We start from the raw sequence: 24,766 nt of genomic DNA, 5'->3' as shown, positions 1-24,766 counted from the left end.
AAGTGGGAAAAGAAATTACTTCGCGCACATCGAAGGCACTCACCGGACGAGGCTCGCGGCTTGCAGCCTCGGCGCACCGTTCGGCGTTGGCACGCCGGCAGACGAAGCGGATCCCGGGAGTGCGCGACGAGCGAGTTCGATCATGGGAGTCGGATAGACGCCCAGCACGAGCAGCAGCACACACGTGACGGTGATGAGCGATTGCGCCATCGGAATGGTGGACGGCACGGGATGACCAGTCGGACGCGGGCGCATGAACATCGCCGAGATCACGGACAGATAATACGCCGCCGACACGGCGCTGCTCAGCACCACGATGACCGCGAGGATGGTCTGCGGTGTCGTGGCCTGCAAGGCGGCTTGAAGCAAATACCACTTGGCAAAGAAGCCCATGCCCCCTACCAGCGGCATGCCCATGAATGCCAGCAGGAAGACCGCCATCGAAACAGCGAGCCACGGGCGGACCAACCAGAGGCCCGCGATGTCGTCGAGGGTCGGTGACCGATCACGCCCCCCATTGACGACGATCAGGACGCCAAACGCACCCATCGTGGCCAGCGTATAGGACACGGCATAGAAGACCAGCGCCGTCGTGCCGGCGGTCGAGGCCACCACGATGGTGACGAGCAGATAGCCGGCGTGTGCGATGCTGGAGTACGCGAGCAAACGCACCAGATTCTTTTGCGACAGCGCGAACACGTTGCCCGCCACCATCGTCACGACCGCCAGCCACCACATCGCCGAGTGCCAGCGCGCGGCGGCTCCCGGCATGGCTTCGATCATCACGCGTGCGAAGACGGCGAACGCCGCGGTTTTGACGCAGGCCGACATGAACGCTGTGATCGGCAACGGCGCGCCATCGTAAACATCCGGCGTCCACAAATGGAACGGCGCGGCCGCCACCTTGAATCCAAAGCCGACGAGCAGGAGGCCAATTCCGACGATGAACATCGGCCCGAGGTTCTGCTGCGTCGACACCCATTGCGCGATGTCGACCAGGCGCGTGCTGCCCGTTGCCCCGTAAATCAGCGCGATGCCGTACAGCAGGAAGCCGGACGACACCGATCCGAGCAGGAAGTACTTCACCGCCGCCTCGGCACCGCGCGCACTGCGACGGTTCACACCGGCCAGCACGTAGATCGCCAGCGACATCAATTCGATGCCCAGGAACACGAACATCAGATCGCGGGCCGCGGCGAGCACCATCATGCCGGTGGCCGCGAGCAGCATCAGCACTGGCACCTCCGGACTGAAGGCCGCGCTCCGGTGGTGTTCGGCGTCGAGCAAGATGAGCGAGAGGACCGTGCCGAGCAGGATCACGAGATCAATGGCCCAGCGGAATCCGTCGCCCGCAATGCGCTGGTCCGGCGTGCCGTTCACGCCGTCTCCCCACGCGATCATCACCACCAAGCCAACGAGCAGACACAGCACGATGCCGAAACGGGTCAGGGCGCTCGTCTTCTCGGCGCCCTCCGCCATGACCGCGTCGTTGCTCTGCGGATTCCAGACCGTCGCCAGCAGCATGACCATCGCGCCGGCGGACAGCAGGAGTTCGGGAGCCAGCGCGCGGAAGAGCGCGCCAGCCGAAAGGGTAGCGCCCATCAGCGGACCACGGAGACGTTGGGGAGCGAAGCCGCCGCGTTCGGACCGAAGCGCACCGACTCGATGATGTTCTGTGAAGCGCCCTCGATGCGCTGCAGCATTTGCTGCGGCGACACGCCGAGGTAGATGATCGCGACGGCGAACGCCGCCATGACCACGCGCTCACGGCCGGTGAAGTCGGTCAGCGCGCCATTCTTGGCGGTATCGATCCGCTCGAACAGGACGCGCTGCAACGCCTGCAGTCCATACGCCGCAGCAAAGATCACGCCGCTGGTCGCAATGACCGCGAGCACCGGGCGCTCCGCGTAGGTCCCGATCAGCACGAGGAACTCACCGACAAATCCATTCGTGCCGGGCAGGCCGATCGTGGACAGCATGACGAGCGTCAGCATGACACTGAACATCGGGACCACCCGGGCGATGCCACCAAAGCCGGCCATATCGGTCGTACCGCGCCGGTCCTCGAGCATGCCGACCAGCAGGAAGAGCGCCGTCGTGGAGATACCGCTATTGACGATGGTTACCACGGCGCCCTGCACCGCCTGCTGCGTAAGCGCGAAGCATCCGAGCATGATGAAGCCGAGGTGGCTGATCGAGCTGTACGACACCATCCGCTTCATATCGCGCTGCGACATCGCCAGCAGGGCGCCGTACACGATGGCGATCACCGACAGCACCAGGATGATGCCACGCACCGTCGGCTCCATGGCGGCCGCGGGGAAAAGCGGAATCGCGAAACGCAGGATCGCGTACGCGCCGACTTTGATGCCGAGGGTGACGGCCGCAAACGTCGGTGCGGCACCCTGTGCGTCCGGCAACCAGGTGTGAAACGGCACCAACGCCGACTTCACCGCGAAGGCGAGGAAAAACGCGCCGAACATCCAAAGCTGCGCGCGCGGTGTGAGCGTGAGTCCGATGAGCTGATCGATATGGAACGACGCACTACCGCCGAGTGTCCACAAGGCCAGGATCGCCACCAGCATCAGCAACGAGCCGACGAGCGTGAACAGCACATAGCGCAGGCTGGCGCGCGACTGCCCCGCCGCGCCCCAGACGCCGATCAGGAAGTACGTGGGAATCAGCATCAGCTCCCACGCGAGATAGAAGGCCAGGAGGTCAAGCGTGACGAAGACGCCGATCAGTCCCGTCGTGAGCAACAGCGCGAGGGCACCGAACGCCGGCGTGCGGACGCGCACGTTGTTCCACGAGCCGAGCAACGCGAGCGGCAGGACAAGTGCTGTCATGACAACCATCGGCAGCGACAGTCCATCGACGCCGAGGCTGATGGTGGCACCGATGTCGGTCAGCCACGGCAGGTCCACACGCGCTTGCCATCCTGTCACGGACGGGTCGTAGGATACCCACAGCACGAGACTCAGCAGTGCTTCAATGGTCAGCGCCGCAAGCGTGAGCGCGCGGGCGTCCGGCCCGCCACTTGGCGCTTCAATACCATCCTCGTTGCGCGACATGTCGCGCCCGCCGAAACGCACCAGCAACGCCGCGGCGACGGGCCACATCAGCATAGCCGGCAGCACCCACTGCGCGGCTCCGATAGAAAGAAGGAAATCGCGCATCGGTCAGCTCAGGGTGAGGGCAGCCAGAAGCGCGAGCGCACCGGCGGCCAACAGCCAGGCGTACTTCCCCACGTCTCCATCCTGCAACTTGCTGCCCACGAGGGCTGCGGTGCGCGACAACATCGATCCGCCGGCGCTGAACGCACGATCGACGCCCGTCTCCACGCCGCGGGTGAGCACCACGCTGGCAAACGCGGAGATCGGTCGCACGATGATCGCGTCCACGAGTCCGTCCACGTTATATGCACGTGCGAGCAGGCTATCATCGACCGGCGAGTGCGCCTTGTCGGCGATGGGCTTCCGGTAGCGCAACAGGGCAATCACGATGCCGACCACAGCGACTGTCGTGGCCACGGCTACCAACATCGTTTCCGTAGCATGATCGAGATGCCCGGCGCCCGCCAACCGCGTGGCACTGCTGCCAGTGACTGGCTCGAGCCACTGTTCCAGGATACCAACCGGGCCGATCGGGATCAGTGCCGGCAGATTGAGCCAGCCGCCAACGAGCGTCAGGGCACCGAGCACCAGCACCGGCGCAGTCATGATGGCCGGCGCCTCGTGCAGCATCTCCTGCTCTGCCTCCCCCGTGCGGTTGTTGCCGTAGAAGGCGAGCAGCAGCATGCGAGTCATGTAAATCGCGGTCAGCAGCGCCGTGAGCACACTCAAGCCGTACGCGATGTAGAGCACGGTGCTGCCGGGAACGCCGAGCAACGATGCGCTGGCAAGAGGGCTGCCGTGCGCGCGCGCAAAGACCGACGCGAGGATCTCGTCCTTCGAGAAGAACCCGGCCAGCGGCGGAATGCCCGCAATCGCCAGCGTGGCCAGGGTCATCGCCGCAGCAGTGGCGGGCATATACTTGGCCAGCCCCCCCATGTTGCGCAGATCCTGCGGGTCGTCGTCGCGATGCGTATGGTGATACGCGTGGTGCATGGCGTGAATCACCGAGCCGGCCCCGAGGAACAGCAACGCCTTGAAGAAGGCATGCGTGACGAGGTGGAAAACGCCCGCCGTGTACGCACCGCTGCCCACTCCGATGAACATGTACCCCAGCTGTGACACTGTGGAGTACGCCAGTACTTTCTTGATGTCCCACTGCCGCATCGCGATCGTGGCGGCGAAGAGCGCGGTGAGCGCACCGACGGCCGTGATCACCAGCGACGCTTCCGGTGCGCCGGAGAAAATCGGAGCGGCCCGCGCCACGAGATACACACCGGCGGTCACCATCGTGGCGGCATGGATCAGCGCCGAGACCGGCGTCGGACCGGCCATGGCGTCGGGCAACCAGATGTATAACGGCAGCTGCGCGCTCTTCCCCGCGCAGCCGATGAACAGAAATACCGCAATCGCCAGCACCACCGGCGTGCCAGCCATGCCACTCAACGCCGCGTGGGCACCGATGAAGTCGAGCCGCTGCGTCGTGACCCAGATCAGGAACATGGCGACGAGAAATCCGAAGTCGCCGACACGATTCACCACGAAGGCTTTCTTGCCTGCGTCGGCATTGGCCTTGTCGCTGAACCAGAAGCCGATCAACAGGTAGGAGGCCAGACCGACGCCTTCCCAGCCCACGAAGAGCACCGGGTAACTCGCGCCAAGTACCAGTAACAGCATGAAGGCGACAAACAGATTGAGATAGGCGAAGTACCGCGCGTAGCTCGAATCGTCGCGCATGTAGCCGATGGAGAACAGATGGATCAGTGAGCCGACTCCGGTGATCACGAGCACCATCAGAATCGACAGCTGGTCGAGTTGGAGACTCCAGTCGATGACCAGATTGCCGACGGGCATCCACTGCCCGTACCGCACGATGTGCAGCGCCTGTTCCGGCGCACGCTGCATGTCGAGGAACAGGGCGACAGCGACGCCGAACGCGGCCAGAATTACACCCGGACCGATCAGGGTGACGAGCGGGTGGCGCGCCGTCGTCGCAGCGTCGCCCTCCGACCGCGTTCCGAAGAAGGCTATCGAACCGTTGGCGAGGAAGCCAAGGATCGGTAGCACGATGAGCACGCCAAGCATGGTCGGGATCATCCGCGAAGCGTCCGAAGCGAGGACAAATCAACGGTGCCGAAATGCCGGTACACCGAGATCAGAATCGCCAGACCCACGGCCGCTTCCGCCGCCGCGATCGTCATCACCATGACCACGAATACGTGGCCCGTGACGTTGTGCATCTTGGAGAGCGCCACGAAGCTGAGGTTCACGGCGTTGAGCATCAGCTCGGCGCACATGAACAGGATGATCGCGTTGCGGCGGGTCAGCACGCCGACCACACCGATCACGAACAGAATCGCCGAGACGATAAGCGCTTCGGAGATCATAGTCGCACCCGCTTCTTGGCGAGGAGGACGGCGCCGATGACCGCTACCAGCAACACGAGACTGGTCAATTCGAACGCCACGAGATAATCGGTAAAGAGCGAGGCGGCGACGTCTTCCACGACGTTGTCGCTCTCGGGCGCCAGCGCCACGCGCGGAATCTTCTGCCGCTGCACAACCAGCAAGTTCGCCAGCAGCGCCAATCCGACGGCACCGGCCCCAAGGCGTGAGCCCAGTGACCGGATATCGGAAATGCCGCTGCGGCCGAGGTTGAGCAGCATGACGACAAATACGAAGACGACCATGATAGCGCCGGCGTAGACGAGCACCTGTATCACGCCGACGAAGGGCGCGTCAAGCATTACGTACAATCCGGCCAGCGCGAACATGACGTTGACCAGCCAGAGCGCGGCCGGCACGGGATTCTTGCGCGTCACGAAGAGCAGCGCCGACGCGATCGCGAGCAGCGAGAACAGGTAGAACTGAAACTCGTAAAAACCGTTCATTCGCCCTTCGGGTCAGCGGGGTCCCAGAGTTCGCTCACCGGATGCGTCTGCGCCATCAGGCGCTCGAGGTCGTACACAAACGATGCGCGATCGAACTCGGCGTTCTCGTAGTGACGACCGAGATGAATGGCTTCTTCGGGGCACACTTCCTGGCAGAAACCGCAGAAGATGCAGCGGAATTCATCGATCTCGAACACGAGCGGATAACGATTGCCCTGCTCATCCTCACCGGGGGTGAGTTTGATGCAGTTGGCCGGGCAGACCGTGGGGCATAGGCCGCACGCCACACACTTTGCCTTGCCGTCCTCCGTGGTGAGCATGCGGTGCGTGCCCCGCCAGCGCGGCGACAGATCCCATTTGGTTTCGGGATACTGCATCGTCACCTTGTGGGGGTCCACGAGGTGCTTGAGTGTCGTGGCCATGCCCTTCAGCGTCGCGCGCACATAACTGACACGCTCGAGCGGCCGATTCATGACCTTCACACCGATGGCCATCAGTCGCCCCCTTCAGCGATCAACGTAGTGGTGACGGGCAGCGGCGCCAGCGACGCAGCCGAAGCCGGCGCACCGACCAATGGTCGCTGCGCCGCGAGCTGGCGACGGGACAGATCAAGTCCGCGCGCACGCAGGCGCTCGAGATCGGTCGGCCCGACACGCGCACTCGACGGACTGATCAACTTGCCCTTGTCCAGCCAGGCGAGCAGTACGGCGATAATCACGATATTCATGCCGAGCAGCGCCAGCGAGAACATCGGTCCGCGAGCAACACCGAGCATGTCCAGCCCGAGCGTGGCGGCCGCGATCACGACGATGTAGCCCAGGGCGATCGGAAGCATCACACTCCACCCCAGCGACATGAGCTGATCGTAGCGGAAACGCGGGACCGTCCAGCGCACCCACATGAACACGAATAAGAAGAAGCCGGTCTTGATGGCGAACATGGACATGGTGGCCAGCGTCTTGAGCACGCTATAGGCCCCGACGTTGTCCCACTGCGTAAAAGGGATGTCCCAGCCGCCGAAGAACAGCGTGGCCGTGAGCCCGCTCACGGTGGCCATGTTCGCGTACTCGGCGATGAAGAACATCGAGAACTTCATGCCGCTGTACTCGGTATGGTAACCCGCCACCAACTCAGACTCCGCTTCCGGCAAGTCGAAGGGCAAGCGGTTCGTCTCGGCGAAGGCCGCCACCAGAAAGGTGAACCACGCCACCGTGAGCGACAGCACGTTCCAACCCATGTGCGACTGCTGCTGCACGATGGTGGTCAGCGAGACGTTACCGGCCAGCAGGATCACCGGGATCGTCGACATGCCCATGGCGATCTCGTACGAGATCATTTGCGCGCTCGAGCGGAGTCCGCCAAGCAGCGCGTACTTGTTGTTCGACGACCAGCCCGCGAGCACGATGCCGTACACGCCAAGCGACGAGATCGCGAGCGTGAAGAGAAATCCCACGGGCAGCGGAGCGACGGCCATATCGATCAGCCCCCACGGCGTCGGCAACGATGAGGCGATCGGCAGCACGGCCCAAGTCAGCATCGCGGGAATGAAGGCGAGCGCGGGGGCAATGAGAAAGAGCCAACGGTCGGCGTCGGCCGGGTTCGTCTCTTCCTTCATGAAATTCTTGATGCCGTCAGCGACGGGCTGCAAGATGCCGCCCGGGCCAGCCCGATTCGGACCACGCCGATCCTGAATCCACGCCGCGAGCTTGCGCTCCGCGAGCGTCAGAAACGCCACGCCCAGCATGTACAGGCCGAACACCACGACAATCTTGATGGCGCTGGCCAGCACGTACGTGCCGATGGCCTTCGGCTGCTGCTGCGGATCGGCGGCCGGAAACCAGCTCACGAGGTCGAGCAGCGGAACGAGAGCAGGACTCATCACGCTGTCACCTCGACGGTGTCGGCCGGCGCGCTCGAGTCGACGACGGCGACTCCGCGAAGTCCGAGAGCTTCGTAGTCCAAGCCGGCGAACGACGCATGCGTGGCGGCGAGGGCTGCGAACACCTCGGCCGGCATAAAGAAGCGTCCGTCGCCGCCGACCGCGACCAGCAGGTCAGCAAGTACGTACCACGTGGGACGCGCCACACCGGGAGCGGCCTTCGCCTGGAGGAAGCGCTGGACGCGTCCACGCAGGTTCGTCAGCGTGCCTTCTTCTTCCAGGATGTTCGTGATCGGCAACACCACCGCCGCGCGCGCGACGAGCGACGCCGGCAACGCCGTACCTACGTACACGATCGACGATGCGCGGTCGAGATCCGCCGAGTTGATACCCTCGAGTTGATCACCCACGACCAGCAGGGCATCGCCGTCGCCGAGCGTGGAGCCGATCGAATCCGTCTCGGCGAAACCGAGCAGGCGAGCCGCGGTCGCGTTGGCCGCACGCTCGCGGCGCAGCGCGAGATCGGGTGCGCCCGGCAGCGGCGCCTCCGTTCCACGCTCGAGGCGGAACACCCCCGCACCATGAATGGCGGCGAGCGTGCGCTCCAAGAGAAACAGCGCTTCGTTCGAGAGATTGGCAGACGCCAACACGACGACTCGACGTCCGGCCAGCGCGCGCGCCGCGCTCCCGATCGCGTCATCCCACTCGGCGATCGCCAGCGCGTTCCCGCGACGTACGAGCGGCTGATCGGCGCGATCCCGGCGATTGAACTCGCGATACCCCTGACGGCCGACTTCGCACATGTAGTACTGGTTCACCTGATCGTTGGCGCGCGGCTTGAGGCGTACCACCACGTTGTCGCGCGTCTCTGCAACGGCGTTGCAGCCCTGGCTGCATCCCGTGCACACGGTCGGTGCGCGATCAAGCTCCCACGCCCGCGCGCGATTCAGGAAGTCCTTCGAAAGCAGCGCGCCTACCGGGCAGAGATCAACCACGTTCCCAGCCCATGGATTCGTGAGGTCGTGCCCTTCGGCCTTGCCGATGAATGCACGATCACCGCGCTCCGACACATTCAACACCGGATCCTGCGCGACGTCCGACATGAAGCGCACGCAGCGCGTGCACAGAATGCAACGGTTCTGCACATACAGCACATCGCCGCCGAAATCCTCCACCGGGTTGAAGCGCTTCGGCTCGCGGTACCGCGAGTCGGCGCGCCCTTCTGCGAAGGTGTAGTCCTGCAGCTCGCATTCGCCGGCCTGATCACAGATCGGGCAGTCGAGCGGATGATTGATGAGCAGGAACTCGAGCACGCCCTTGCGCGCCTCGAGCGCCTTGGGAGAGTGCACGTGCACCACTTGCCCCTCCCCGACCGAGGTGGCGCACGCCGGCGCGAGTTTCGGAAACTTCTCGACTTCAACGAGGCACATCCGGCACACGCCAGCCACCGGCAGTCCCGGGTGGTAGCAGTAGTGCGGAATCAGCACACCGGCGGTTTTGGCCGCTTCAAGAATCGAGATGCCATCCGGTACGGTGACCGGACGGCCCTCGATCGTAAGCGACACCATCTTCACATCAGCCATCAGCTCCTCACGCGGCGGAGGCGCGGAACGCCCCCGGTACGGTGACTACCGACTTGTTCGCAGCGATCTTCGCCTCGAATTCGTGTCGGAACTTCTTGAGTCCGGACATTACCGGCGTCGCGCAGGAATCGCTGAGCACGCAAATGGTCTTGCCACTCATGCCATCGGAAATAGCGACGAGCGTGTCGAGATCCTCGGCCGTGCCCTGCCCATCGCGGATACGTTCCATGATCCGCGTGATCCACGCGGTGCCTTCGCGGCACTGTGTGCACTGGGCGCAGCTCTCGTGCGCGTAGAAGCGCGTAAGGCGCGCGATCTGGCGCACCATGTCCTGGCGATCGTCGAACACGATCACGCCGCCGGATCCGAGCATGGTTCCCGCCGCGACCATACCTTCGTAATCCATGATCGCCCCTTCGGCCTCCTCGCGCGTGAGGATGGGGACCGAGGAGCCGCCGGGAATCACCGCCTTGATCTCGCGACCTTCGAGCGGACCACCACACAGGTCATACAGGAAATCCTTGAACGGAAATCCCAGCGCGACTTCGTAGTTGCCCGGACGGCTGATGTTACCGCACACGGAGAACAGCTTCGTGCCAATGCTCTTGGGATTGTCCGGACGACCGAACTGCTTGTACCACTCGGCGCCGTTCTTGATGATGTACGGGACCGTGGCAAGCGTCTCGACGTTGTTGATCGTCGTCGGCTTGCCGAAGAGTCCGGCGACAGCGGGAAACGGCGGCTTGATACGCGGATTGCCGCGGCGCCCCTCCAGCGAGTTCATAAGCGCCGTTTCTTCGCCGCAGATGTATGCGCCGGCGCCACGATGCACGTGCACATCGACGTGCTTGCCCGAGCCCATCGCGTTCGGCCCGAGAATGCCGGCGGCGTACGCTTCTTCGACGGCCGCGCACACACGGGCGTAGGGCTCGGTGAACTCACCGCGGATGTAGATGTACGCCGTTTGCGCGTAGATCGCATGCGCGGCCAGCGCGACGCCCTCCACGAGTCCGTGCGGTGTCCAGCGCATGATCTCACGATCCTTGAACGTGCCCGGCTCCGACTCGTCGGCATTGCAGCAGAGGTAATGCGTCTTGCCGTCGGGTTTCATGAACGACCACTTCATGCCCGTCGGAAAGCCGGCACCCCCACGTCCGCGCAAGCCAGAGTCCTTGACGACGGTCTGCAACTCCTGCGGATCGCTATTCAACGCCTTTTCGAGCGCTTCGTAACCACCGCGCGAGCGCCACCCTGCGAGGGTACGCGCCTCGGGATCGCCGAAGTACTTCGACAGGATCGGCGTCTCACGTGCATGCGACGGATGCGGGTACCCCATTACTTCAGCTCCGATAGAATCCGCGGCACCGACTCCGGTGTCACCGACTCCACAAAATCGTTGTTGATCATGATCGGCGTGGCGAAGCCGCAGGCGCCAAGGCACTCGACCTCGATCACGGTGAAGCGGCCATCGGCGCTCGTGAGTCCGAGGTCGCCACATCCCGTGTGCTCGAGCAGCGAACTCACGACGTCTTCCGCCCCGCACACGTTGCACGGCGTCGTGGTGCACACCTGGATGAAGTGGCGACCGACCGGATGTTGGTGGTACATCGTGTAGAAACTCACGACGCCCTTCACGTACGCCGGTGTAATGTCGAGCGCGGCGGCGACTTCTTCGATCCCACCCTCACTCACCCAGCCGCGGGCGTCCTGTAGCATCCACAAGGCCGGCAGCAACGCCGCCTGTTTGGTGGGATATCGCGACAAAATGCGATCGAGTTCGACACGCGTCTCGCCGACGAAGACCGGCGCATGCGGTTCCTCGTGGTGCGTGCCGTGCGGCGGGGCCGCGACGAGCGCGCCGCCGCTGGCTGAAGGGCCATGACTCACCGGTCGATCTCTCCCATCACGATGTCGATGCTGGCGTTGATCGCGATCACGTCCGACAGCAAATGTCCTTCCACCATCTTTGGAATAGCCGACAGGTTCACGAACGAGGGCGGACGGATGCGCCAACGCACGGGCTTCGACGTGCCGTCACTGACCATGTAGTAGCCCTTCTCACCCTTCGGACTTTCTACCGGCACGTAGCATTCGCCGGCCGGCGGACGCGGGCCTTCCATGACGAGCTTGAAGTGATGGATCATCGATTCCATCTCACTCGTCGCCTTGTGCTTCGGCGGCAGAATCAGACGCGGATCGTTGATATTCACCGGGCCGTCGGGCAACCGCTGCAGCGCCTGCTCGAGAATGCGCACACTCTGTCGCATCTCTTCCACGCGCACGAGGAAGCGATCGTACACGTCTCCGGCGGTCCCCACCACGACGTCGAAGTCGTAGGTCTCGTAGTCGAGATACGGAAAGTCCTTGCGGACATCGTAGGCCACGCCCGACGCGCGAAGCATCGGGCCGGAGAGTCCGGCGTTCACCGCTTCCTGCGCACTCATCGCCCCCAATCCAACCGTCCGACCGGCCCAGATGGCGTTGGTCTCGAGCATGCGCACCGATTCCTCCAGCGTCTTCGGGAAGCCGCGGAGGAATGCGCGCAGCCCGTCGAGCCAGCCGTCGGGAATGTCGGCTGCCATCCCACCAACGCGTGTCGCGGTGGTGGTGAGGCGCGCACCGACCCACCCCTCGAGCAGGTTGTACACGTTCTCGCGTTCCTGGTACAGCCACAGGAACGGCGTGAACGCGCCAAGGTCCACCGACGTCGTACCCAACCACACCAAGTGCGAGATGATGCGCGACAGCTCCATAAGGATGACGCGAAGCACTTTGCAACGGTCGGTCATGCCCACGCCGAACAGTCGCTCGGCGCCGAGTACGAACGCGACGTTGTTACCCGGCGAGTTGAGGTAGTCTTCGCGATCGGTCCATGGGATGATCTGATTGTACTGGCGGTACTCGCCGATCTTTTCGAAGCCGCAATGCAAATAGCCGATGTGCGGAATGCAGCGCACCACCGTTTCGCCATCGAGCTCGAGCACCAGACGCAACACGCCGTGGGTCGCCGGGTGTTGCGGTCCGATGTTGATCAGCATGTGATCGGAGTCCATCTCGGGCTCAGGCACCATCACCGGTGTGTCGAGCGCGACCGCCTGGCCACCCTGTGCGACGAGCGGCGCGCGCAGCGGCATGCCCTGCGCGTCCAGTCCGCTCGTGCCGAGGGCGAATTCAATCGTGCGACGTGAGCTCATTCGCCCACCTCATCGCCGACAGCGGTCACGTCGTTCACATCGTGTCGTTCGGCACGTTCGGCGAGACGGCGTTTCATGTCTTCCGGCAGCGAATCGAACGCATCAGCGATGGACAGCTCTTCCATGGAATAGCGCGCTTCCGGATCGGCGGCGAGCGCCTGCTTGAGCTGTTCGGCGCGGCTGAACCGGCCGCGTAGCGGGAAGTCCTTCCGGAGTGGATAGCCTTCCTTGTACGTCTCCCAGAGCAGCAGGCGTCGCAGATCCGGATGCCCCTCGAAACGGATGCCGAACATGTCATAGCACTCGCGCTCGAGCCAATCGGCGCCGCTGTAGATGTCCATGATCGACGCGACGGACAACGTGACGCGCTTCGGGAGTTCGACCTTGAGCCGCAGGAAGCGGCGATGGGCCAGCGCGCGCAGATGCCACACCACTTCGATCGGACGATCGGCATCGCGATACTCGACGGCCGTGACGTCGACGAGATAATCGTAGCGCTCACTCGGCTCGTCGTGCAGCCAGCGCACGATGCCGTGCAGCGCCTCGTTGGTGACGAACACCGTGGTCTCACCCCACGTGACCTCGGTACGCACGATCGCAGCGCCGAACCGCGCGACCAGCGCGGCGGCGGTCGGATTCACGGGACCGCCGCGATGCGCGATGCGCGTGGGCGTGATCGGCGAGCCGTTGGCGTCGGACGCGATCGCGGACTGCAGCGTGACCGCTGGCGTACTGCTGTCGACCACGGGTACGATCGGCGCGGTCACGGCGCCGACCGGGTCTGATGCACCGAGTTGCCAAACGGCTCCGAGAGCTCATCGATGCGCGACGGCGGAATGTAGAGCTGGCTCTCGGTGTCGGGGACGATCTCCACGTGGCGCGTCGTGTCCTTGAGGCGCTCCTGCATCACCTTCTTCTGCAGCATCATGATGCCGTAGATCAGCGCTTCAGGACGTGGCGGGCAGCCCGGCACGTACACGTCGACCGGAATGATCGTGTCGATGCCCTGCACCACGGCATAGTTGTCGAACATGCCGCCCGTGGACGCGCAGGCGCCCATCGAGATGACCCACTTGGGCTGCGGCATCTGCTGATAGATGCGCCGAATGACGGGCGCGAGCTTGAGCGGCACACGACCGGCACACAGCAGCACATCGGCCTGGCGCGGCGAGTAGCTGAGTCGTTCCATACCGAACCGCGCGAGGTCGAAACGGCTCGCGGCCGTCGCCATGAACTCGATGGCGCAGCAGGCGGTGCCGAACGGCATCGGCCACAAGGAGCCGGCGCGCGCCCAATTCACCAGGAAATCGAGTCGGGTCGTGATCCAGCCGTCCTGCGCGCCGGGATCGACCTGTACGAGGCGGCTATCGGCGGGGGAGATCAATCCCACGTGAGCGCTCCCTTCTTCCAGACATAGACGAAACCGACGACGAGAATGGCCGCGAACACGAGCATCTCACCGAGGCCAAAGAACGACAGCTGCCCGGCCGGGCACGCCCCGGCAATCATCGGGACCTTGCACGAGAGCTGCCGATAGTAGACGCCCCATGGAATCATGAACACCGTCTCGATATCGAAGACGATGAAGAGCATGGCCACGAGGTAGAACTTGACGGAAAAGCGTTCGCGCGCGTCACCGAGGGGGCTCATGCCCGACTCGTACGGCTGCGACTTCACGGCAGTGGGTTGTGGTCGCACCGTGAGATGCGCGATGCCGAGAATCAGCACCGCGTTGATGATCACGAAGCCCAACAGGAGCAGAACCGGGAGATAATTTCGTAGCATCGCAGGTGCGAACGGATGGTCGCGCCGAGGCGCGCCCTTTGCTCGTGAAAGAATTCACAATCTAGCATTCGGAAGCTACCAGAAGGACCGCCCGCGCTCAACTGCAAGCCGCTCCCCGACTTGGACCGAGTAACCGGCGAACGCTCGTTGGCCTGTCGCGCGGAGCGGCCGTATTCTCTGCCGGCGATTCGAGTATGTTTCGCCCCGATCGTGCGCCACGGAGCGGACCGGCCGGTCCTATCCCGCACGGGTTACCCTCTTCCCTTCCGCCTCATGGGGCTCTGCTCTGACCGCTGGATCACGCAAATGGCGCGTGAGCACGCCATGATCGAACCGTTCGAGGATCGCCAGGTCCGTGAAGGCGTGATCTCCTACGGCGTCAGCTCCTACGGGTACGACATGCGCGTCGCCCGGGAGTTCAAGATCTTCACGAACGTGCTGAGCTCGATCGTCGACCCCAAGGCGTTCGACCCGAAGAGCTTCGTGGAGTTCGAAGGTGACGTCTGCATCGTGCCGCCGAACTCGTTCGCACTGGCGCGCAGCGTGGAGTACTTCCGTATCCCGCGCAACGTGCTGACCCTTACGGTGGGCAAGAGCACGTATGCCCGGTGCGGCATCATCACGAACGTCACGCCCTTCGAGCCCGAGTGGGAAGGCTATGTGACCCTCGAGATCTCGAATACGACCCCGCTCCCGGCCAAGATCTACGCCAATGAGGGCATCGCGCAGGTCGTCTTCTTCACGGGGGACGAGCCGCCCGAGGTGTCATACGGGGACAAGAAGGGCAAGTATCAGGGACAGCACGGCGTCACGCTGCCCCGCATCTGATTCTGGACGGCGGCGGCTGACTCAGCCGCCGCCGTAGATGTATCGGCAGCCGCGGTCCTGGGCCTGCTGGAGCGTGACGATCATCGCCGGCACCACGTCGACGCCGGGCAGGAGATTCGCCCGGGCCTCGTCGGAGAAGGCCGTGCGCAACGCCGCGTCCCCCCGCTGGGCTTCGGGCAAGAAGCGCTGCCCCGCCGCGCGGATTGAGTTATTGCACGCCAGAATGATCACGCCACGCGAGACGAGCTGAGCCACCAGCGCGGCGTTGGCGTTGCGTGAGCCCGGCATCTGCAGCGTCTCGCCGATCGGATACTTCCCCCAGATCGCGTCGTTGAACAACAGACCGATCGCACGGCCGTTCAAGCCCACCACGACGCTGCTGTCGGCATCGGTGAGGCCATAGGCGCTCTTCTGCGTATCGAGATAGGTCTGCGCCCACCGCAGGGCGATGCCGTCACTGGCGAGATGCGAGTGGAACACTACGCGGTTCTTGCCCTTGAGACGTGCGATCCACGGATCGTCCCCAGCAGACCGTGCCCCGGCCTCGGAAGCGTCGGCGAGCCGTGGCGACAGCAAGCCCAGTGCTGCGCCGAACGCGGAAAGACGGGTCAGGAAGCGGCGTCGAGACGGATGGGAAGACATGGCGAGGTGATCGTGAGGGGGCGCGCGTTGCAACCCAAGAGGCGTCGTCGGACGTGCACGCCGTCGTCAATCGGCTTCAACTGTAAAGAGGCGTTGATCTTACCGGTGGAAATATTGTGGTGCTCGGAGCAGACGGCCAGTATTGTTTGGATTATGAGTTCTTCGTTCGCGCTGATCAGCACGCTACTCATCGTTCTATTATCGCCGCTCACTCCGCTGCCTGCGCAAAGCCGAGTATCCGGCGTGGTACTGGACTCGCTGTCCGGTGTCGTGCGTCCCCTTGGCTCGGCCATCGTCACGATGCCTGGCCTGCAGCGTTGGGCCGATGCAGACAGCCTCGGACGCTTCACGTTTCACAACGTGCCCGCGGGCCGTCACGCCATCAGCGTGCTGCATGCGGCGCTCGATTCGCTCGACGTTGCACTCCCCCCCTCGTTCATCGACGTACCGGAAACCGGCGAAGTGACGACGGTGCTCGCGACACCCGGTGTGCGATCACTCTATGCGGCGATGTGCGGAGCAGCACTGAGAGATGGGTCGGGGCTTTTGATAGGCCGGGTTTCGCTGGGCGATGACACGAGATTGGATTCCGGATCCGTAAACCTTTCATGGACGGAGATGGAGATCGTTCAGTCGAAGCTGGTGCGAGTTCCGCGCACGACTTCACTCGCGCTTCACACCGGCGCCACCTTTGTGGCGTGTGACGTACCGCTTGGACAACCAATTCGAGTTGAGGCCTCCACGTCGTCGGGTTCATCGTCGCCGGTCGAGATAAGCCTCTCTGATCTTGCGTTTCGTCACCTCCCACTCCACGTGCGGAAGGGGCAGCATCGGCTGACCTTCTCAGTGATGGCGAACACGGGGGTGCCTATTGAGAATGCCGACGTCTCGTCGAGTGGCACGCAAGAGAAAACGCGGTCGAATGCCACGGGGCGCGCTACGCTCATGAGCACCGCGGGCACGCAATCAATAACCGTTCTCAAAGTAGGATACGAGGCACATATACAGCTGCTCGACGTTGTGCGTGACACGATTGTCACTGTCGCGATGCCGCGAGCTGCCGTCGCGCTGACGACGAAACGCATTGTCGGTCAATTCGGCTCAACGCTGCCAGAAGGGTTTGATGAGCGCCGACGCGCCGGATTCGGCGTCATTCTCGGTCCGGATGTCATCGAACAACTGGGAGGGATCGAGCTTGGCTCGTTACTCTCTCAAGCCAGAGGGGTGACGCTTGGCGGTACTATCAGGGGTCGAAGTATGCCGTTCATTCGCGGATTCAAGGCCGGCCGTTGCATTCCAAACTATTTCGTCGATGGATCGCCGTTCGTCGTCGAGGCTGTGGTCCCCACCGCGGGGAAATCTCGAACGTTCGCGGATCTGGACGCTGCGGTGCCGCCTGAATCGATACTGGCTATCGAAGTCTACGCATCGCCAGTGGGTATTCCACCGGAGTTTGACCTGTCCTCATCGACAGGATGCGGAACGATTCTGATCTGGACCAAACGGCGATGACCGCCGCCGACTACGCGGACCATCGTTCCGTTCCCGACGTTATCGATTACTCGAATCCGGAGAAACACGACGCGGCAACAGCGGGCGTTCGGCCGGCAGCGGTTTGCCCGCGGCGGCCGAAGCCGTCGTCGTGTAGGCCACGTCGACCGGGGGATCCCCCTTCGGCCAGTCGCGCTCCTTCCCAGGATGATCCTGGCGAGGATGCGTGAGGACATACGCAGCAATGTCCGCCGCCTCTTGCGCCGTGAGCGTATCCGCATGGTCAAACGGCATGTTGTGGCGGACGAAGGTGGCCAGGGTGTACTGCCGCGCCATGCCGGCTCCGATCGCGTAGCTGTCACTGCCCCACACCGCCGGCGCCGCCATGGCCGCTATGCCTGCCCCGTTCGCGCCGTGGCAGCGGGCACACTGCCCCGCATAGCCGACTTCGCCGAGCGCCACCGCGCCGACCAGCTTCACGGAGTCGACCGGCGCCGGACGCGGCGACGCTCGCATCGTCTCGAAGTACGCCAGGATATCGCGCATCTCCTGACCGTCCTCCGGCAGCATGCGACCCGCAAGACTCCGGGCGATGCACTCATTCACCCGACGCGCCAAGGTCTCTTCGTAGCCGGGACGCGAGCGATAGCGCGGATACCGCGCGGCGGTTCCCAGCCATGACATAGCCGTAGGCCGCGTACCGTTGTCGAGGTGACAACTGACACAGCGAAGCGCGTTGCCGCTGTTCGCCGGCAAGGAATCACGAAACGCGGTCATGAGTGCCAGACCACGCTCGGCATTACCGGCGTGGAGCGTCGGCACGCGTTCCGTGCACGCCAGCGTGACCGGGGCGGCGACAAGCAGGCCGAACAAGCGGAGAGCAGTGCGTACGCGCATACTCCAACATACGACAAAAATCGGGGGGGGGTTTGGCGAGCAACGCGCCCCCGATCCGCCCGTTGGCAACACCCCAATTCGGTCAGCTGGCCGTGACGGCCTTGGGCTCCTGCCGCTTGGCGCTCGCGACCAAATAGTCGCGATTCATCTTCTTGATCACATCGATGCTGATTTCCTTCGGGCACGCTTCCTGGCATTCACCGACCAGCGTGCAGTGTCCGAAGCCCTCGATGTCCATCTGCTCGACCATCGCCAGCGCGCGCGTATCACGCTCAGGCTGACCCTGCGGCAGCATCCCGAGGTGCGTGATCTTGGCACCGGTGAACAGCGACGCCGACGCGTTCGGGCACGCCGCCACGCAAGCTCCGCAGCCGATGCAGGCCGCGGCGTCCATCGCCTCTTCGACGATGTCCTTGCCGATCAGGATCGAGTTGGCATCCCGCGCCCCACCGGTATTCACCGAGACGTATCCGCCCGCCTGGATGATGCGGTCGAACGATCCGCGATTCACCACCAGATCCTTCACGATCGGAAACGCCGACGCGCGCCACGGCTCAACCGTGATGATGTCACCGTCCTTGAAGGCACGCATGTGCAACTGACAGGTGGCCGCACCGGCCCACGGCCCATGCGCCTGCCCGTTGATCATCATCGAGCACGATCCGCAAATGCCTTCGCGGCAATCATGCGCGAAAGCGACCGGCACCTTGCCCTCGGCCGTCAACTGCTCGTTGAGCAGATCGAACATCTCGAGGAACGACATGTCCGCGCTGACACCATCGAGCGTGTACGTCTCGAGCTTGCCCGGAGCCTGCGAGGCCGGCTGACGCCAGACGTTCAGTGTGAGCTTCATTACTTGTAGCTCCGGGTGGAGAGGTGCACGTTCTCGTACACCAATGGTTCCTTGTTGAGAATCGGCGCGTTGCCTTCGCCGGCAAACTCCCACGCCGCGACATACGCGTAATCGTCGTCATTGCGTTTCGCTTCGCCGGCGTCCTGATATTCCACGCGGAAATGGCCACCGCATGATTCTTCGCGGGCCAGCGCATCGCGGCACATCAACTCACCGAGCTCGATGAAGTCGGAGACGCGTCCAGCGTTCTCGAGCGCCTGATTCAGGTTATCGCCACTGCCTGGCACGTTCAGGTTGCTCCAGAACTCCGCCTTGAGCGCCGGGATGAGCTCGAGCGCCTTGGTGAGGCCCTCTTTGGTGCGAGCCATGCCGCAGTACTCCCACATGATCTTGCCGAGCTCCTTATGGAAGGAGTCGACTGAGCGCTTGCCCTTGATGTCGAGGAAGCGCTTCGTCTGCGCGCGCACCGACTCTTCCGCCGCCTTGAACTCGGCGTGCGTGTTGTCGACCTTCGCGAGCTTCGTGCTGGCGATGTAGTCACCGATCGTGTACGGCAGCACGAAGTAGCCGTCGGCCAATCCCTGCATCAGGGCCGACGCCCCGAGACGATTGGCACCGTGATCGGAGAAGTTCGCTTCGCCGGCGACATGCAGGCCCGGGATGGTGCTCATCAGGTTGTAGTCCACCCACAATCCGCCCATGGTATAGTGCACGGCGGGGTAGATCCGCATTGGACGCTCGTACGGATTTTCGTCCGTGATGCGCTGGTACATGTCGAACAGATTGCCGTACCGCTCGGCGATCGTGTCCTTGCCGAGGCGTTCGATGGCGTCGGCGAAGTCGAGATACACACCGAGTCCGCCGGGACCCACGCCGCGGCCGTCGTCGCAGGCTTCCTTGGCCGCACGCGACGAGATATCTCGCGGCGCCAGATTCCCGAAGCTCGGATATTTGCGCTCGAGGAAGTAATCGCGCTCCGCTTCTGGAATCGCCGCTGGCGCCCGGTTGTCACCACGCTTGATCGGCACCCAGACGCGGCCGTCGTTCCGGAGCGATTCCGACATGAGGGTCAGCTTCGACTGGTGATCGCCGCTGACTGGGATGCACGTGGGATGAATCTGCGTGTAGCACGGATTCGCGAATGCGGCGCCCTTCTTGTACGCTCGCCAGGTGGCCGTCGTGTTCGACAGCATGGCGTTCGTGCTGAGGTAAAACACGTTCCCGTACCCGCCCGTGGCGAGCACCACGGCATCAGCCGCATGCGACGTAATCTTGCCGGTGAGCAGGTTGCGCGTCACAATGCCACGCGCGTGCCCGTCGACGACCACCACATCAAGCATTTCCTCGAACGTGTGCATCTGCACGCCCTTGAGCGCCACCTGACGCTCGAGCGCCGAATACGCGCCGAGGAGTAGCTGCTGTCCGGTTTGCCCACGAGCGTAGAACGTACGCGAGACCTGGGCGCCGCCGAAGGAGCGGTTCGCCAACAGACCGCCGTACTCACGGGCGAACGGCACCCCCTGCGCGACGCACTGATCGATGATGTTCACCGACAGCTGCGCGAGGCGATACACGTTGGCTTCACGGGCGCGGAAGTCGCCGCCCTTGATCGTGTCGTAGAACAACCGGCGGATGGAGTCGCCGTCATTCTGATAATTCTTCGCGGCGTTGATGCCGCCCTGCGCGGCAATCGAGTGTGCGCGTCGTGGCGTGTCGTGGTAGACGAAGCACGACACGTGGTATCCCATCTCCGACATCGAGGCGGCGGCCGACGCACCAGCCAGACCAGCCCCAACCACGATGACGCTATGACGACGCTTGTTCGCCGGGTTCACCAACTTCATCGAGAAACGATGCTGATCCCACTTTTCCTGAAGGGGACCGCTCGGAATTTTCGCGTTCAGGTCGAGCATATCAGTGGGCCTCCGCAGCGGGCGTCGCCAGCGCAGTCGCCGCCGACGATTCGGCAAGCGGTGGTGCGGGCGCAAATTTGCCGAGCACGGCGGCAATCGGAATGATCATGAAACCAGCGGCGACGATGATGGCGATCGCCAGCGCCACGCGTCGCTTGAGCGGATTTTCCGACGGGCGAGCCACCCCCAAGGTGCGTACCACGGCCCAGCTGCCGTGATACAAGTGCAAGCCAAGGGCGGCCATCGCCAGCACGTAGAACGCGGCCATCAGCGGATTCGACAGCAGAATGCGCACGTTGTTGTACGGATCGAGATGCGTGAAGTCCGGGTGGATCGTTCCAAGCGTGAGCTGGAGCAGATGCGCGACGATGAAGACCAGCAACAGCACACCGCCCCAGCGGATAGTGCGTGCGGCGAAGGTGGTGACCTGCGGGCGGCGCTCGGCGTACCCCTGTGGACGCGCCTTGCGCGACATCATGGTAAGCTGATAGGCCGCCACCGCATGTAGCACGACCGCGGCGATCAGAGCGGCGCGAACCGCGTACAGCAGCGGCATGCTCGTGCGCAGCAGGAGCGCATAGTGATACATGGCCTCCTGCCCCTTGAACATGAGCAGATTGCCGGACATGTGGCCGATGACGAACAGGATCCCGATGATCCCGGTCACCGCCATCACGATCTTCTTGCCGATCGTGCTTTGCCAGAAACGCGAGAGAACGTACATAGGCGGGGTCAGAAGAAGAAACCGGCGCGCTCACCGTAGTGATCGCGCCGGTCCCGTCAGAATCAGAGGGAAATCACGGACATCGGCTCGCGCACAGCCTGTGCGGAGCGTTCGAGCGCGGCGCGCTCGTCGTCAGTGAGGTCGATTTCGAGGATCTGCTCGAGACCGTTGCGACCGAGCTTGCAGGGCACGCCGAGGAACAGTCCCGACAGCCCGTACTCGCCTTCGAGCCACGCGGCACACGGCAGGATGCGCTTGCGATCATGCACGATCGCTTCGACCATCTCCACCGCACCCGACGACGGCGCATAGTACGCCGAACCGGTCTTCAGATACTTCACGATCTCGGCGCCGCCGTCGCGCGCACGCTGCACGATGGCGTCGAGCTGCTCGCGCGGCATCAGCTGTGTGACCGGGATGCCACTAATCGTGGTGTAGGAAATCAGCGGCACCATCGTGTCGCCATGTCCACCCAACACCATGGCCTGAATATCGCGCACCGATACATCGAGCGCTTCGGCGATGAACGAACGGTAGCGCGCGGTGTCGAGTACGCCGGCCATGCCGATTACGCGCTCGCGCGGGAAGCCTGTCACCTGCTTCGCGACGTAGCACATCACGTCGAGCGGGTTCGAGACCACGATCACGATCGCATTCGGCGACGTGGCCTTGATCTGCTCCGACACCGACTTCACAATGCCCGCGTTCGTGTTCAGCAGGTCGTCACGCGACATGCCCGGCTTCCGGGCGATGCCCGCCGTGATGACGACGATGTCCGAACCGGCCGTTTCTTCGTAGCCGTTCGTGCCGATGACGCGCGTGTCGAAGCCTTCGACCGGCGCCGACTCCCACTGGTCGAGGCCTTTGCCTTGCGGGATGCCGTCGACGACGTCGACCATCACCACCGTGCGTCCGAGCGACTTCTCGGCGATGCGCTGCGCCGTCGTGGCGCCGACATTGCCCGCGCCAACGACCGTGATCTTATTGACCATGTTGTGCCGGTTCTCCGAACGGGTGTCCGAGCGAAGTGAAAGAATGCGGAGGGCGACGCGCGGGCTAAATCGCGGTTAGACGGTTAGTCGCACATCGTCGCTGCGAAGAGGACAGCGATCGCAACATAGAGGGCTGCACCAACGCGAGCAACACGAACAGCTGCGCCCGTCTCGAGATCGTGCACCGAGCAGTCAGCCGCCGACCTGACTGAGCGCCTTGAGTCCACCGACGCGCATCTGCAACAGTTCATGCGCCTTTGGTTTCTCGGCCAGCGCCTGCAAGAATAACGGTCCGAGCGGCGTGCCGTTCCTGATCGCATCACGCAGTAAGACCTCGTGATCTCCGAAGAGACACGTGCGCAGTCGCCCGTCGGCCGTGAGGCGTACGCGGTTGCACCGCTCGCAGTAGGTGTGCGTCATCGGGGTGATGACGCCGACCGTGCCAGCCGCGTCAGGATACCGGTAGTACACGGCCGGCCCGTTGCCGCGCGCCGGACCGTCATCGGGCAGCAGCGCATCGACCGCACGGATGCGGGCCAGAACTTCATCCGTAGGCACGACGTGATCAAACGTCAGCTCGCGCAACTCACCCACGGGCATGAGTTCGATAAACCGCACGTGCCAAGGATTGTCCCGGGTCAGCGCTGCGAAGTCGGCGATTTCGTCGTCATTGATCCCGCGCATGACGACCACGTTGATCTTGATGGGGCCCAGTCCGGCGGCCTGCGCCGCGCGCGCGGAGACCACGAGATCGAAATGCAAATCCCGACGCGCGATCTTGACCACGCGATCGGGGCGCAGCGAGTCCGCACTGATGTTCACGCGATCGAGACCGGCAGCGGCCAATTCAGCGGCCATGGTCGGCAGCTTTACGCCGTTGGTGGAGAGCGCGATATCCTCGATCCCGGGGATGTCGCGCAACATGCGCACCAGGTCGCCAAGTTGCGGTCGGATCGTGGGTTCGCCGCCGGTAATGCGAAGCCGTCGCAGCCCCATAGGCGCCAGCTGTCGCACCACCTCGGCGATCTCCTCGTAGCGCAGGATCTCTGCCTTCGGCAGCCACGGGAGCCCTTCCAGTGGCATGCAATACTGGCAGCGGAAGTTGCAGCGATCCGTCACGGAGATGCGCAGATACTCGATCTTCCGACCGAACTGATCGTGCGACTCGCCCTTTACCGGCGCCGTCATGACTGGACCTTCGTGGGATCGATCCACTCACGATCGCCGCTGAGATAGTGCTCGCGTTTCCAGATCGGCACGCGCTGCTTCAGCGACTCGATGACCTCGCGGGCCGCGTCCATCGCCTGCGCGCGGTGTGCGTGCGCCGCGACGATGGCAACGCTGGCCTCGCCGATCTCGAGTGCGCCCACTCGGTGTTCGACCACGAGCCGCAACCCCGCGCTACGCGCACACGTTTCCTCCGCGATCGCCCTCAGCTCGGACTCGGCCATCGGCACGTACGCCTCATAGTCCATCCCGCTCACCGGGCGCCCGTCGTTCAGGTCGCGCACCGTACCCAGGAACAGCGACACGGCGCCAACGCCTGGGGCCTGCGCACGGGACAGGAGCGCCCCCACGTCGATCGGCGCCGCCACGATCGCCACATGCAAGACGCCGCTCTCGACCATGGTCATCCGCCCGCCACCGGAGGAATCAGCGCGATCTCATCGCCGACCTGCACGGCGACGTCCTCGCGGACCCAGGTGCGATTCACCGCAACGAGTGGCGCCGCCGGCAGACGATCGCCGCCGGGCATGGTGCGGATGACACGCACGAGGTCGGCCACCTGACACGGTGCCTCGAGAGGTACCTCGAGGCGGCGGGCGCCAAAGGCGTCGGCGTACGACGCGAAGAGAAGGACGGGAATGCTCATGTCGTGTACAAGATAGCCTTCGGTACCGCGTTCGGTTCCGTCAGTGACACAATACACTGACGCCCCGCTCGCGAAACGCGCGGCGGGGCGTTGCCAGACGATGCAACTCAAG

General features: G+C 63.8%; 25 protein-coding genes. 2 read left to right on the top strand and 23 right to left on the bottom strand.

Annotation, left to right across the window (positions count from 1 at the left end):
• Positions 1-39 precede the first annotated feature (39 nt).
• From RMP10_RS05795 to ndhC, 14 genes are all read right to left on the bottom strand, one after another.
• Entirely contained in the window at positions 40-1,602 is a 1,563-nt protein-coding gene (locus tag RMP10_RS05795; protein ID WP_310569430.1) for an NADH-quinone oxidoreductase subunit N, read from the bottom strand.
• A complete protein-coding gene (locus RMP10_RS05790) occupies positions 1,602-3,176 on the bottom strand; it encodes an NADH-quinone oxidoreductase subunit M (protein WP_310569429.1) in 1,575 nt (524 codons plus the stop codon). Before RMP10_RS05790 ends, RMP10_RS05795 begins: the two co-directional genes overlap by 1 nt.
• 3 nt (positions 3,177-3,179) lie before the next feature.
• Positions 3,180-5,207: an NADH-quinone oxidoreductase subunit L gene (gene nuoL, locus RMP10_RS05785; protein WP_310569428.1), complete on the bottom strand. Its 2,028-nt coding sequence runs from the start codon at positions 5,205-5,207 to the stop codon at positions 3,180-3,182.
• Positions 5,204-5,497 (bottom strand): NADH-quinone oxidoreductase subunit NuoK, encoded by a 294-nt coding sequence (gene nuoK, locus RMP10_RS05780; protein ID WP_310569427.1) that lies wholly within the window; start codon positions 5,495-5,497, stop codon positions 5,204-5,206. Before nuoK ends, nuoL begins: the two co-directional genes overlap by 4 nt.
• The gene (locus RMP10_RS05775) at positions 5,494-6,000 is read right to left on the bottom strand and encodes an NADH-quinone oxidoreductase subunit J (RefSeq protein ID WP_309669406.1); all 507 of its coding nucleotides are present in this window, start codon (positions 5,998-6,000) and stop codon (positions 5,494-5,496) included. The genes nuoK and RMP10_RS05775 overlap by 4 nt, the downstream gene beginning before the upstream one ends.
• Complete coding sequence (locus RMP10_RS05770; RefSeq protein WP_310569426.1) at positions 5,997-6,473, bottom strand: NADH-quinone oxidoreductase subunit I; 477 nt, start codon at positions 6,471-6,473, stop codon at positions 5,997-5,999. Before RMP10_RS05770 ends, RMP10_RS05775 begins: the two co-directional genes overlap by 4 nt.
• Before the next feature lie 20 nt (positions 6,474-6,493).
• A complete protein-coding gene (nuoH, locus tag RMP10_RS05765) occupies positions 6,494-7,879 on the bottom strand; it encodes an NADH-quinone oxidoreductase subunit NuoH (protein WP_310569437.1) in 1,386 nt (461 codons plus the stop codon).
• The gene (locus tag RMP10_RS05760; RefSeq protein ID WP_310569425.1) at positions 7,879-9,462 is read right to left on the bottom strand and encodes a 2Fe-2S iron-sulfur cluster-binding protein; all 1,584 of its coding nucleotides are present in this window, start codon (positions 9,460-9,462) and stop codon (positions 7,879-7,881) included. The genes nuoH and RMP10_RS05760 overlap by 1 nt, the downstream gene beginning before the upstream one ends.
• A 7-nt stretch (positions 9,463-9,469) precedes the next feature.
• Positions 9,470-10,798: an NADH-quinone oxidoreductase subunit NuoF gene (gene nuoF, locus RMP10_RS05755; protein ID WP_310569424.1), complete on the bottom strand. Its 1,329-nt coding sequence runs from the start codon at positions 10,796-10,798 to the stop codon at positions 9,470-9,472.
• A complete protein-coding gene (locus tag RMP10_RS05750; RefSeq protein WP_310569423.1) occupies positions 10,798-11,349 on the bottom strand; it encodes an NAD(P)H-dependent oxidoreductase subunit E in 552 nt (183 codons plus the stop codon). The genes nuoF and RMP10_RS05750 overlap by 1 nt, the downstream gene beginning before the upstream one ends.
• Positions 11,346-12,515, bottom strand: coding sequence for an NADH dehydrogenase (quinone) subunit D (gene nuoD / locus RMP10_RS05745; RefSeq protein ID WP_171227564.1), 1,170 nt, complete (start codon positions 12,513-12,515; stop codon positions 11,346-11,348). The genes RMP10_RS05750 and nuoD overlap by 4 nt, the downstream gene beginning before the upstream one ends.
• Before the next feature lie 137 nt (positions 12,516-12,652).
• Positions 12,653-13,423 (bottom strand): NADH-quinone oxidoreductase subunit C, encoded by a 771-nt coding sequence (locus tag RMP10_RS05740; protein WP_310569421.1) that lies wholly within the window; start codon positions 13,421-13,423, stop codon positions 12,653-12,655.
• Positions 13,420-14,040, bottom strand: a complete 621-nt coding sequence (locus RMP10_RS05735) for an NADH-quinone oxidoreductase subunit B family protein (RefSeq protein ID WP_345785777.1) — start codon at positions 14,038-14,040, stop codon at positions 13,420-13,422. The genes RMP10_RS05740 and RMP10_RS05735 overlap by 4 nt, the downstream gene beginning before the upstream one ends.
• Positions 14,037-14,441, bottom strand: a complete 405-nt coding sequence (gene ndhC, locus RMP10_RS05730; protein WP_310569420.1) for an NADH-quinone oxidoreductase subunit A — start codon at positions 14,439-14,441, stop codon at positions 14,037-14,039. The genes RMP10_RS05735 and ndhC overlap by 4 nt, the downstream gene beginning before the upstream one ends.
• Positions 14,442-14,714: 273 nt before the next feature.
• Here ndhC and dcd point away from each other — a divergent pair, with 273 nt between their 5' ends.
• Complete coding sequence (gene dcd, locus RMP10_RS05725; protein WP_309669414.1) at positions 14,715-15,269, top strand: dCTP deaminase; 555 nt, start codon at positions 14,715-14,717, stop codon at positions 15,267-15,269.
• Positions 15,270-15,290: 21 nt separating this feature from the next.
• Here the strand turns inward: dcd and RMP10_RS05720 are convergent, their stop codons facing one another.
• Complete coding sequence (locus tag RMP10_RS05720) at positions 15,291-15,911, bottom strand: twin-arginine translocation signal domain-containing protein (protein WP_310569419.1); 621 nt, start codon at positions 15,909-15,911, stop codon at positions 15,291-15,293.
• Between the two features lie 153 nt (positions 15,912-16,064).
• On the opposite strand from RMP10_RS05720, the gene RMP10_RS05715 reads away from it, so the two are divergent.
• Positions 16,065-17,423, top strand: a complete 1,359-nt coding sequence (locus RMP10_RS05715) for a TonB-dependent receptor (RefSeq protein ID WP_310569418.1) — start codon at positions 16,065-16,067, stop codon at positions 17,421-17,423.
• 39 nt (positions 17,424-17,462) lie between these two features.
• Here the strand turns inward: RMP10_RS05715 and RMP10_RS05710 are convergent, their stop codons facing one another.
• From RMP10_RS05710 to RMP10_RS05675, 8 genes are all read right to left on the bottom strand, one after another.
• Positions 17,463-18,299 (bottom strand): c-type cytochrome, encoded by an 837-nt coding sequence (locus RMP10_RS05710; RefSeq protein WP_310569417.1) that lies wholly within the window; start codon positions 18,297-18,299, stop codon positions 17,463-17,465.
• A gap of 82 nt (positions 18,300-18,381) precedes the next feature.
• Complete coding sequence (locus tag RMP10_RS05705; RefSeq protein ID WP_310569416.1) at positions 18,382-19,152, bottom strand: succinate dehydrogenase/fumarate reductase iron-sulfur subunit; 771 nt, start codon at positions 19,150-19,152, stop codon at positions 18,382-18,384.
• Positions 19,152-21,065 carry a fumarate reductase/succinate dehydrogenase flavoprotein subunit gene (locus RMP10_RS05700; RefSeq protein WP_310569415.1) on the bottom strand — a complete coding sequence of 638 codons (1,914 nt, stop codon included), beginning with the start codon at positions 21,063-21,065 and terminating at the stop codon, positions 19,152-19,154. The genes RMP10_RS05705 and RMP10_RS05700 overlap by 1 nt, the downstream gene beginning before the upstream one ends.
• A 1-nt stretch (position 21,066) precedes the next feature.
• Positions 21,067-21,789, bottom strand: a complete 723-nt coding sequence (locus tag RMP10_RS05695; protein ID WP_310569414.1) for a succinate dehydrogenase cytochrome b subunit — start codon at positions 21,787-21,789, stop codon at positions 21,067-21,069.
• 62 nt (positions 21,790-21,851) lie between these two features.
• The gene (gene mdh, locus RMP10_RS05690) at positions 21,852-22,781 is read right to left on the bottom strand and encodes a malate dehydrogenase (protein ID WP_310569413.1); all 930 of its coding nucleotides are present in this window, start codon (positions 22,779-22,781) and stop codon (positions 21,852-21,854) included.
• A gap of 192 nt (positions 22,782-22,973) precedes the next feature.
• On the bottom strand, positions 22,974-23,969 hold the full coding sequence (gene moaA, locus RMP10_RS05685; protein ID WP_310569412.1) for a GTP 3',8-cyclase MoaA: 996 nt from the start codon (positions 23,967-23,969) through the stop codon (positions 22,974-22,976).
• Positions 23,966-24,415 carry a molybdenum cofactor biosynthesis protein MoaE gene (locus tag RMP10_RS05680; RefSeq protein ID WP_310569411.1) on the bottom strand — a complete coding sequence of 150 codons (450 nt, stop codon included), beginning with the start codon at positions 24,413-24,415 and terminating at the stop codon, positions 23,966-23,968. Before RMP10_RS05680 ends, moaA begins: the two co-directional genes overlap by 4 nt.
• Entirely contained in the window at positions 24,412-24,654 is a 243-nt protein-coding gene (locus tag RMP10_RS05675) for a MoaD/ThiS family protein (protein ID WP_309669424.1), read from the bottom strand. The genes RMP10_RS05680 and RMP10_RS05675 overlap by 4 nt, the downstream gene beginning before the upstream one ends.
• Positions 24,655-24,766 lie beyond the last annotated feature (112 nt).

This window comes from Gemmatimonas sp. (assembly GCF_031426495.1).
Taxonomy (GTDB): domain Bacteria; phylum Gemmatimonadota; class Gemmatimonadetes; order Gemmatimonadales; family Gemmatimonadaceae; genus Gemmatimonas.
Note: the sequence above shows the minus strand (reverse complement) of the source record. Positions and strands in the feature narration are given on the sequence as shown.